Raw genomic sequence first — 9,705 nt, 5'->3', positions numbered from 1 at the left:
GGGGGTCTGCTCGCCGCCTGCCGCGGCCTCGTCAGCGCGGACGGCGGCATCCTCCACGTCGCGATCGCGCTCGGTGTGCCGACACTCGGGCTCTTCGGTCCCAGCGATCCGCGGATCTGGTTTCCCTACGGCGATCGGCCCCACGCGGAGCTGCTCGCCGCGAGCGCGGACGGCCGGCGCGATCGCAGCGGCATCGACCTCGCCACGATCGGCCCCGAGGCGGCCTGCGCGCGCCTGACGGACCTGCTGGAGCGGACGTGAGGCGTATCCTCGTCCTGCGCTTCCGGGCGCTGGGGGACGTCCTCCTCGCGACGCCGCTGCTGGCCGCGCTTCGCCGGCGCTACCCGCACGCCCGCATCGACTACCTCGTCGATGCGCCCCTGGCCCCGCTGCTCGCGGGGAGCCCGGACATCGACCGCTTGCTCGCCTATCCGCGGCGCGCGCGGCCGCGCTGGCTGAGCGATCTGCGCTGGGCGCTGCGCCTGCGCCGCGAGCGCTACGACCTGCTGCTCGATCTCCAGGGGAGCGGCACCTCGGCCCTCTTCACGCTCTTCTCGGGTGCGCCGCGCCGCCACGGCTACCGCGTGCGGCACCGGCACTACTTCTACACGCTGAAGGCGGAGCGCGGCTGGCCCGCCGCGCGCGGGCGGCCCTACGCGCCGATCAACCACTTCCTGCTCGTCGAGAGTCTGGGGATCGCGCCGGGGGATCTCAGCCTGCGTCTGCCCTCGCCGCCGCCGGGGGCGCCCGATCCCCTGCCGGCGGGACCCGGCCCCTGCCTGCTCGTCGCGCCGGGCGCCACCTGGAGCGCGAAGCAGTGGCCGGCCGCGCACTATGCGGCTCTCGTTCGCGACCGGCGCGCCGCCGGCTGGCGCGTGGCGCTGATGGGCGCGCCCGCGGAGGCGGCGCTCCTGGCGGAGATCGCGGCCGGGAGCGGCGCCACCGTGCTCGCCACCCCGGCGATCGCGACGATGGTGGCGGCCATCCGCCACGCCGATCTCCTGCTCAGCGGCGACTCCGGGGCGCGCCACGTCGCCGTCGCGCTCGGCACGCCGAGTCTCGCGCTCTTCGGCCCGAGCGATCCGCAGATCTGGTCGGTGCTCGACGCGCGCCACCCCTGGCTGCGGCGGGAGCTCGCCTGCAGCCCCTGCGGGCTCACGCGCTGCCCCGTCGCCGGCCACCCCTGCATGAACGGCTTGACGCCCACGGAGGTGTCTGCAAGGCTCGCCGCCATGCACGCGGAGCCGGGTGGGCCGTGAGCGGACCGCAGGTTCTCGTCACGACCTTCAACGAAGAGCGCAATCTGCCGGCCTGCCTCGCCTCGGTGGCGGGTTGGGCGCGGCGCGTCCTCGTCGTCGACTCCTTCTCGACGGATGGCACGGAGCGCATCGCGCGGGCGGCTGGCGCCGAGTTCCGGCAGCGCGCCTACCGCTCGCCGGCGGATCAGAAGAACTGGGGGCTGGAACAGCTCGAGCCGGGCTGGGTGCTGATCCTGGACGCGGACGAGCGCGTGACAGCGGCGCTGCGCGCCGAGATCGACGCCGTGCTCGCGGCACCGGCCGAGCGCGCCTACTGGATTCCCCGGCGCAGCCGCTTTCTCGGCCGCGAGATCCGCCACGCCGGCTGGGATCGCGACGGCGTCCTGCGCCTGCTCGAACGCGACGCCGGGCGCTATGGGGAGGCCCTGGTGCACGAGGAGCTGCGCTGTGCAGCGGGGCACGGCCGCCTCCGCGCTGCGCTGGAACACGAGAGCTACCACGACATTGACGACTACCTCGAACGCCTGCTGCGCTACGCGCGGGCGGGCGCCCGGCAGCTGGCGCGGGACGGGCGGCGCGCCGGCCTCCACCGCGCGCTCCTGCGGCCGCCGGCGCGCTTCCTGCGAATGGCCATTTGGCAAGGAGGCTGGCGCGACGGTCCGCACGGCATCCTGCTCTGCCTGCTCTCATCCCTGCAGGTGGGGCTGAAGCACGCCCTGCACTACGGCATCGCCCGCGGCCTCATCCGCGGCGAGGAGGATCGTGACTAGGCCCCGCGTGCGACCGCTCCGCCTGGCCGCGCTGGCCCTCCTGCTCGCGCTCCGGGCCGGCGCGGCCGGCGCGCAGGAGGCCGCCGCCGATTCGACGCTGCCGCCGCGCGGACGCGTGCAGTACCCGGACGGCAGCGTCGGCGCGCTCGTGCCGGCCGCGCTGCCCTTCGGCACCGGGGAGGTCCTCGACTACGAGATCCAGTACGGCGTGGTGAGCGTGGGCCGCGCTCGCCTGGAGACGCGGGAGGTGCAGCGCCACCGCGAGCGCCCGGTGCTCGAGCTGATGTCCCGGGCGCGCAGCGCCCAGTGGATCGACACTGTCTACAAGGTGCGCGACGAGATCAGCTCGCTCTTCGATCTCGAGTCGCTCCACAGTCTGCGCTTCCGCAAGCAGCTGCGCGAGGGGGACTACAAGGCCGATTTCGACGCCGAGTACCTGCACGCGGAAGGCGTGGCGCGCTACGCCGACGGGACCGAGAGCGAGCTCCTGCCGGGCAGCCAGGACATCCTCAGCGCGCTCTTCTACGTGCGCGCCTTCGCCCTGCGCGAAGGGATGGTGCTCCACATCCCGGTCCACGACGGCAAGAAGAGCTATCCCCTGCGCGTTGCGGTCACGGGCCGCGAGCGCGTGGAGACTCGCCTGGGCAGCTACGATTGCCTCGTGCTCGAGCCCACCCTGCAGAGCCAGGGGCTCTTCAAGTCGGAGGGCCGCATGCTCATCTACCTGAGCGACGATGCCCGGCGGCTTCCGGTCAAGTTGAAGGCCCGGGCGCCGGTGGGGGCCTTCACCTCGGAGCTCGTGGCCTACCGCGAAGGAAAGCCGCTGCCGGCGCTGCCCTGGGCCAGTCAGTCGACGGGGTCGAGCAGGTAGCCCGTGGACCTGGCCAGCGCCTCGGCTTCGCGCGCGGATCCCCAGAACCAGAAGCTCGTCTCCGGATCCTTCACGAGGCAGTGCAGGAGAGCCGCCCGGCGACGCAGCGCGCGCAAGGCATCGCGGTCGAGCGCGCCGTGGACCCAGCCGTCCTCGCCGATGCGCAAGTGAGGGCAGGCGGGGCGGAAACTCGCCTCGAGCAGTTCGCGGAGCGCGAGGTCGACCTCGCTGCGCAACACGCCGTCCGCGCTCGTGCGGGGCCCCGGCGTCGCTGGCGGGCTCGCTGATCCCGCCAGCGCGATCCGGCGCGCCGCGGCGGCGTTCGGGGGAGTGCTGCCCGCTGGGGGCGGCTGCCCGGGCTCGCTCTCGCGACGCAGGCGGCGGGCCTGTTCCTCGGCCGCCCTCTGGAGTGCCTTGAAGGTCTTGCTCACGCGGGAGGCCTCCTGCCTCAGGGACTCGGGAGCGCCGCAGCCGCCGAGTCAGCCGGCGCGGCCGGGGCGCTCGCTGCCGACTCGCGCAGATCCGGCAGGATCAGCGTGCGCCCGGCTTGGATGAGGTCGAAGTTCGCGATCTGCGGATTCATGCGCTTGACCAATTCCAGCACGAGCATGTCGCGGCGGCCCGTCGCCGCGTGCACGAGCCCGGTGAAGTTGTCGCCCGGCGCGACAGTGTAGGTGAGCCGCGGCGTGCGGTCCAGGACGTCCTGCAGATCGACCAGGTTGCCCGCGCGCCAGAACTCCTCGCGCAGGCTCGCGCCGCGCGGGAGGGCGCTGGCGGCGCCTGCGGGCGGCGAGCCGACGGGTTCGGCGGGCGCCTCTTCGGGACGCCCCGGCTCGCCGGGCTCGAGCGGGATCCAGACGCCGCGCTGATCCGGGCGGGTGCGCGCCGTGTCCACCGCCCCGGAGGCCGCTGGCGCGGCGCTCGCGGGCCGCGGGGCCTCGACCGCCGCCGCGACCGCTGCCGGGGGGCGCTGCACCGCCTCATCCGGCCCAGGGCGCTGCGCGGCCCAGTCGGAGGGGGAGGCGTGATCGGCGGCGGCGGGCGCGGCTTCCGGCCGCGCCGCCACGGCGCGCGCAGCCGCCGCTCCGGCCCCCGCGCGGGCCAGGCTGTCCGGTCCGGGCGCGGACGGGCTCTCCTGGCCGCCGCCGGTGGGGGATTGCCTGTCCCCGCGGGGAGGAGCGGGCGCTGGGGACTCGTGGACCGGCGCCAGGTCGACCGGGGCGTCTCGCGCGGCCAGCTCGCGCTCGAGCGCGCGGGGCAGGGCGTTCGGCCGCTGCGTGCGGGCGGCCCGCTGCGTGCCGAGCGCGTAGGCGACGAACAGCACGGCGGCGAGTGCGATGGCCGCGGCGCCGATGCTGAAGAGGCGGCGACGGCCGAGGCCGCGGACGGGAACGGGGGCCGCGACGACGACCGCTTGCCCCTCCTCGAGCCGGCGGCGCTGGCTGGGGGTCGCGATCCCGTGGTCGCGGATCGCCTCGCGGGCGTGAGCGCTGAGCACCTCGCGCGAACCGTCGGCATAGGCGATGAGGAGCGCATTGTCGCAGAGCAGATTGAGCTGGCGGGGGATGCCGCCCGCCGCGTGCACGATGTGGCTGATCGCCTCCTCGCTGAGAACGCCCGCGCCCTGGTTGGCCGCCCCGGCGACGGCGAGTCGATGGCGGATGTAGGCCCGGCTCTCGGCGTGACTGAGCGCATGGATCACGCCGTGCACGGCGATCCGCTGCTTGAGCTGCCGCAAGCCAGGCAGGTCCATTTTCTCGTCCAGTTCCGGCTGTCCGACGAGGATGATCTGCAGGAGCTTGTCCTTGGCCGTCTCGAGATTGGAGAGCAGACGCAGGTTCTCGAGGATCTCCGGCGAGAGGTTCTGCGCTTCGTCGATGATCAGCGCCACATTGCGCCCAGCGCGCAACTCCTCGATCAGGCAGCGGCTGAGGCTCTGCAGGAGCGCGGCGCGGGTGCGCGTCTCGATGGGGATGCCCAGCTCGTGGTGGATGCTCTCGAGTAGATCGCCGAAGTCCAGCCCCGTGTGGTAGACGAAGACGCTGCGGATGTCACTGTCCAGGTTCGCGAGCAGGTTGTGCAGGAGCGTGGTCTTGCCGGTGCCCACTTCGCCGGTGACGAGGATGAAGCCCTTGCGCTCGCGGATGCCGTAGAGGAGGTTGGCGAAGGCCTCCTGGTGGCTGGGCGACATGTAGAGGAAGTGCGGGTCGGGCGTGACGTTGAAGGGCTTCTCGCGCAGGCCGAAGAACTCGAGATACATCGCTCACTCCTTGCCGGCGGCGCAGAGGCCGTCGACCAGATCCAGGTAGACCTGCTTGTGCTGCGCCCAGGCGTAGCGCTCGCCGAAACGGGCGGCGCCGGCGGCGAGCTGCGCACGGCGCTCGGGGTCACGATAGAGCGCGAGGATGGTCTCCGCGAGCGACTCCGGGCTGCCGGGGGTGAAGAAGGCCACCTGCGACTCGTCGAAGTAGTAGCGGATCGTATGCGTCGGCGCCACCACGGCGGGAATGCCCAGCGCGGCATACTCCAGCAGCTTGGTCGGCAGCATGTAGCGCGTGCCGATCTCCTCCCGCGTGGGAATGATGCCGAGGTCGGCCTCGGCGAGCAGGGCGGGCAGGGCTTCGACGGGCACCATGCCGTCGCTGAAGCGCACCTGACCGTCCAGGCCGAGCTCATCGCGGAGCGCCAGGAGGGCCGGCCGCAGGTCGCCGTCCCCGATGAGGTCGAGCCGGAGCCCCGGGATGCGCGCGCCGAGCAAGGCCACGGCGCGCAGGGCGAGGTCGACGCCGAGCCGCTCCGCCAGCGTGCCATGGAAGACGAGGCGAAAGCCGTCCGCGGGTGGGCGCGCCGCCCGGGGCTGCCCCTGGGGGAAGAGCCGCGGGTCCGGCACATTGAGCAGCACGGCGATCTTCGCCGCCGGCAGGCCGTGTGCGATCAGCGCCTCGCGCTTGGTGTGCTCCGAGGTGAGAACGCGGCTGGCCAGCCGAGCGCTCCAGCGCTCCTGCAAGCGGAGCAGGCGGATCAGCGGATGGCCCGGCCCGACGCCGAACTTGCCCTGGTAGATCTCGGGCATCGTGTCGTGGATGTCCAGGATCAGGGGGCGGCCGCCGAGGCGGGGAACGAGGCCGGTGAAGGCCATGAAGTCGGGCATGTTGTTGGCGTGGACGAGCGCGTAGGGTCGCCGCAGGTGGGCGCCGCCGACGGCGACGAGGGCGAGCAGGAAGAAGAGGAAATAGCTGCCCACGTAGAGGACGGGCTTGCCTCCCCGGTAGCGGGCCAGCGGCAAGTGGCGCACGCGGACGCCCCGGCAGCGCTCCCAGGCCGGCTCCCCGGGGGCGCGCAGGCAGAAGACGTCGACGGCGTCCCCGCGCTCCGCCAAGGCTTCGGCCTCGCGCCGCACGCGCGGGTCGGAGGCATAGTAGGTATAGGCGACCATCGCCACGCGGAGCATGGGGTCTTTCCTTTCCGGCCGGAAGTGTTACGCTATCATTCGCTTCGCGACGCGTCAACGCGGCAGGGGTACGGCCGGCAAGCGGGTTGGCACCCAGGCTGCTTTCGCAAAGAAGATGACAATGCCGCAGGCGCCTGCGAGAACCGCTGGTTGCCGATCGGCGCCAGCGCGGAAGGCTGACGGGGACCCATGCAGGTGCCATTCCTCGATCTCCGGGTGCAGTACCAGCAGCTCCAGGCGGAACTCCTGCCCGAACTGACGGGCATCATGGAGCGCGGCGCCTTCATCGGGGGCCCAGCCCTGCGCGACTTCGAGGCGGCCTTCGCGGCCTACTGCGGCGCGGCTCATGCGGTGGGCGTCGCCAACGGCACGGACGCCCTCGAACTCGCCTGTCGAGCGGCTGGGCTGGGGCCCGGCGACGAGGTGATCACGGCCGCCAACACCTTCGTCGCGACGGTGGAGGCGATCGTCCTCGCGGGGGCGACCCCGGTCCTGGTCGACATGGATCCGAGCAGCTACCACCTCGACATCGCCCAGGTCGAGGCCGCGATCACGCCGCGCACGCGCGCCCTGATGCCGGTGCACCTCTATGGCGATCCCGTCGACATGGATCCGTTACTCGCCATTGCCGCACGGCACGGGTTGGTGGTCATCGAGGATGCCGCCCAAGCGCACGGCGCCCGCTACAAGGGTCGCCGCTGCGGATCGCTGGCGCCGCTGGCCGGCTTCAGCTTCTATCCCGGCAAGAATCTGGGCGCCTACGGGGACGGCGGCGCCGTCCTGGCGGCAAGCGCCGCGCACGCCCAGGCCGTCCGCGAGATCGGCGACCACGGCAGCCCGCGCAAGTACCACCACGCGCGCCTGGGTACCAACAGCCGGCTCGATGCCCTGCAGGCGGCCGTCCTGCGCGTGAAACTGGCCCACCTCGACGCCTGGAATGCGGCGCGCCGGCGCGTCGCGGCGGCCTACCGGGAGCGCCTGAGCGGGGTTGGCGACCTGCGTCTGCCGGTGGAGCGGCCGGGACATGAGCCCGTTTATCACCTTTTCGTTATCCGCAGTGCCCGGATCCCCGCCATCGCGGCCTCTCTCCAGGCAGGGGAGATCGGCTTCGGCTACCACTACCCCCAGCCCGTCCATCGACAGCCGGCCTTCGAGCACCTGGGCCGCGCCGGCCGGTTCCCGGAGGCGGAGCGCGGGGCCGCCGAGATCCTCAGCCTGCCGATGTACGCCGAGCTCAGCGAGGCGATGGTCGAGCGCGTCTGCGCGGCGGTTCGGGCCGCGTTCTCGGGGTGAGGCGCTTTACAGCCGGAGCGGGGGTCTGCTAGACTAGGGCCAGTCCAGCGTCCTGGAGGCCCTATCGACCGCTTGCTATCGCTCTCGCTGAATGCAGCGCTGCCGCGCTCCCGTTGCGTCGGGCAGGGCGGTCGCTGACCAGTTCCGCAGCCCAGTCGGACATCCGAGGTCGAAAGCATGGCTTCCAAGGGCACTCTCCTCGATTCCCCCGAGCGCGAAACCACCCTGGGGCCGGACAGCGCGCCGGGCCCGGCCAGGGTTGCTGGCGGGGATCTGCTCAGCTACCCGGTCCGCGACGCCTGGCACTACCGCCTCAGCAAGCGCGCGCTGGACCTCCTGATGAGCGGGCTGGGCATCCTGCTCTTCCTGCCCTTGATGGTCCCCTTGGCCGTGCTCATCAAGCTCGAGAGCAACGGGCCGATCTTCTTTCGCCAGATTCGCGTCGGCCGCAATCGGCGCCACTTCATCTGCTACAAGTTCCGCTCGATGGTGGCCGAGGCCGAGGCGCTCAAGGAGGAGTTCCGCTACCTGAACGAAGCCGAGGGGCCGATGTTCAAGATCCGCAACGACCCCCGCATCACTGCGTTGGGGCGCTTCCTGCGGCGCAGCAGCCTGGACGAGCTGCCTCAGCTCTTCAACGTCTTCAAGGGCGACATGAGCATCGTCGGGCCCCGGCCGCAGATCCCCAGCGAGGTGGAGCTCTACGAGCCGTGGCACTACCGGCGGCTCGAAGTGCAGCCGGGGATCACCTGCCTTTGGCAGGTGTCGGGGCGGAGCAGCATCGGCTTCGAGGAATGGATGCGCCTGGACATGGAGTACGTGATGATGCGCGGCTTCCTCTTCGACGTGATGATCCTGCTGCGGACCCTGCCTGCCATCATCGCCCGGCGAGGCGCCTACTAGCATTGCCGATGAAACACCCTCGCAACGGCGGCTGGCTCGCCAGTCCTTGGCTGCTGCCCGCGCTCGTCGGGCTGGCGCTGCTCCTGCGCCTCTACCGGCTGACGGCGCTGGGCTTCTGGGTGGACGAGATCTTCACGGTCAAGGCCGTGCGGCACCTGCGCGAGATCGACGCCGGGCACTTCTTCGCCGACCTGCACGGGCCCCTCTACAGCGGCCTGGCCGCGCTGCTGGCGCCGCTCCTGCCGGGGGAGTGGCTGCGCCTGCTCTCGGCCGTGGCCGGCGCCCTCAGCGTCTGGCTCGTCCATGCCTGGGTACGCCGCGTCGCCGGGCCGCCGGCCGCTGCCCTGGCCGGGCTCCTGGCGGCTCTGAGTCCCTTCGCGGTCTGGTACGGGCAGGAGCTGCGCAACTACAGCCTGGTGCTCCTGCTCGCCCCGGCCTGCTTGCTGGCCGCCGAAGGCTGGCGTGCGGAGGGCGGGCCGCGCCGGGGGGCCTTCCTCGCCCTCGTGCTCTGCGCCTGGCTCGGGCTGCTCGCCAACCTGAGCTTCCTGCTCTTCCTGCTGGGCCTGGGTCTGGCGCTTATCGTCGGCGCCGGCGCTGGCCCGGCGCGCCGGCGCGTCCTCGGCCGGCTCCTCGCGGCCGCGGGCCTGGTCCTCGTGCTGAGCCTGCCCTGGTTGCTGAGCTTCATCGAGCAGATGGCGCCCCAGCGCCTCGTCACCCCCGCGCCGGCCTGGGATGAAGCGCCGCTGCGCGGGGAGACGACCTTCACGCCACTCGCCCTGCCGTACACGGTCTTCACACTGCTGGCCGGCTACAGCTACGGGCCGAGTCTCGAGGAACTGCATCACGGGGCGGGAGCGGCGGCGCGCGCCCATCTGCCGGCGCTCGCCCTGGCCGGGATCGTCTTCGCGGGGCTCCTGGTGGCCGGTTTCTTGGGGGTTTCGCCCCGCCGCCGCCTCGAGCTGGCGATTGTCGTCATCGTCGCGCTCGGACTCGCCAGCTTCCTTGCCCTGAGAAACTTCAAGGTGTATAACGTCCGCTACGTGAGCATGCTCTGGCCGCTGCTGCTGCTGCTCATGGCGCAGGGGTTGCTGAGCTTGCGGATCCGCTGGCTGCGTCTCGCGGCCTCGCTGCTCCTGGGCGGCGTGCTGGTGGCCGGCG

At 72.4% G+C, this 9,705-nt stretch carries 9 protein-coding genes; 6 read left to right on the top strand and 3 right to left on the bottom strand.

Translation table 11 applies throughout. The features are described 5' to 3' along the window. The 3 genes from FJ251_10270 to FJ251_10260 all read left to right on the top strand — a co-directional run. Positions 1 to 1,259: glycosyltransferase family 9 protein (locus FJ251_10270; GenBank protein MBM4118104.1), on the top strand; the 1,259-nt coding region annotated here is incomplete at its 5' end. Continuing rightward, positions 818 to 2,029, top strand: coding sequence for a glycosyltransferase family 2 protein (locus FJ251_10265; GenBank protein ID MBM4118103.1), 1,212 nt, complete (start codon positions 818 to 820; stop codon positions 2,027 to 2,029). The genes FJ251_10270 and FJ251_10265, both read left to right, overlap by 442 nt. Continuing rightward, positions 2,019 to 2,900, top strand: a complete 882-nt coding sequence (locus FJ251_10260) for a DUF3108 domain-containing protein (GenBank protein MBM4118102.1) — start codon at positions 2,019 to 2,021, stop codon at positions 2,898 to 2,900. Before FJ251_10265 ends, FJ251_10260 begins: the two co-directional genes overlap by 11 nt. Here FJ251_10260 and FJ251_10255 read toward each other — a convergent pair. The 3 genes from FJ251_10255 to FJ251_10245 are packed head-to-tail and all read right to left on the bottom strand — an operon-like array spanning position 2,876 to position 6,351. Further along, entirely contained in the window at positions 2,876 to 3,331 is a 456-nt protein-coding gene (locus tag FJ251_10255; GenBank protein MBM4118101.1) for a hypothetical protein, read from the bottom strand. The genes FJ251_10260 and FJ251_10255 overlap by 25 nt on opposite strands. 17 nt (positions 3,332 to 3,348) lie before the next feature. Continuing rightward, positions 3,349 to 5,160 carry a hypothetical protein gene (locus tag FJ251_10250; GenBank protein ID MBM4118100.1) on the bottom strand — a complete coding sequence of 604 codons (1,812 nt, stop codon included), beginning with the start codon at positions 5,158 to 5,160 and terminating at the stop codon, positions 3,349 to 3,351. A gap of 3 nt (positions 5,161 to 5,163) precedes the next feature. Then, on the bottom strand, positions 5,164 to 6,351 hold the full coding sequence (locus tag FJ251_10245; GenBank protein MBM4118099.1) for a glycosyltransferase family 4 protein: 1,188 nt from the start codon (positions 6,349 to 6,351) through the stop codon (positions 5,164 to 5,166). Positions 6,352 to 6,540: 189 nt separating this feature from the next. Here FJ251_10245 and FJ251_10240 point away from each other — a divergent pair, with 189 nt between their 5' ends. The 3 genes from FJ251_10240 to FJ251_10230 all read left to right on the top strand — a co-directional run. After that, a complete protein-coding gene (locus FJ251_10240) occupies positions 6,541 to 7,644 on the top strand; it encodes a DegT/DnrJ/EryC1/StrS family aminotransferase (GenBank protein MBM4118098.1) in 1,104 nt (367 codons plus the stop codon). A 177-nt stretch (positions 7,645 to 7,821) separates the two neighbouring features. After that, positions 7,822 to 8,547 (top strand): sugar transferase, encoded by a 726-nt coding sequence (locus tag FJ251_10235; GenBank protein ID MBM4118097.1) that lies wholly within the window; start codon positions 7,822 to 7,824, stop codon positions 8,545 to 8,547. Next, positions 8,439 to 9,705, top strand: a 1,267-nt coding sequence (locus tag FJ251_10230; GenBank protein ID MBM4118096.1) for a hypothetical protein, incomplete at its 3' end; no start/stop codon positions are given. The genes FJ251_10235 and FJ251_10230, both read left to right, overlap by 109 nt.

This window comes from bacterium (assembly GCA_016873475.1).
GTDB lineage: Bacteria > Krumholzibacteriota > Krumholzibacteriia > JACNKJ01 > JACNKJ01 > VGXI01.
The sequence above is the reverse complement of the archived record's forward strand: the minus strand, read 5'-3'. Positions and strand labels throughout refer to the sequence as shown.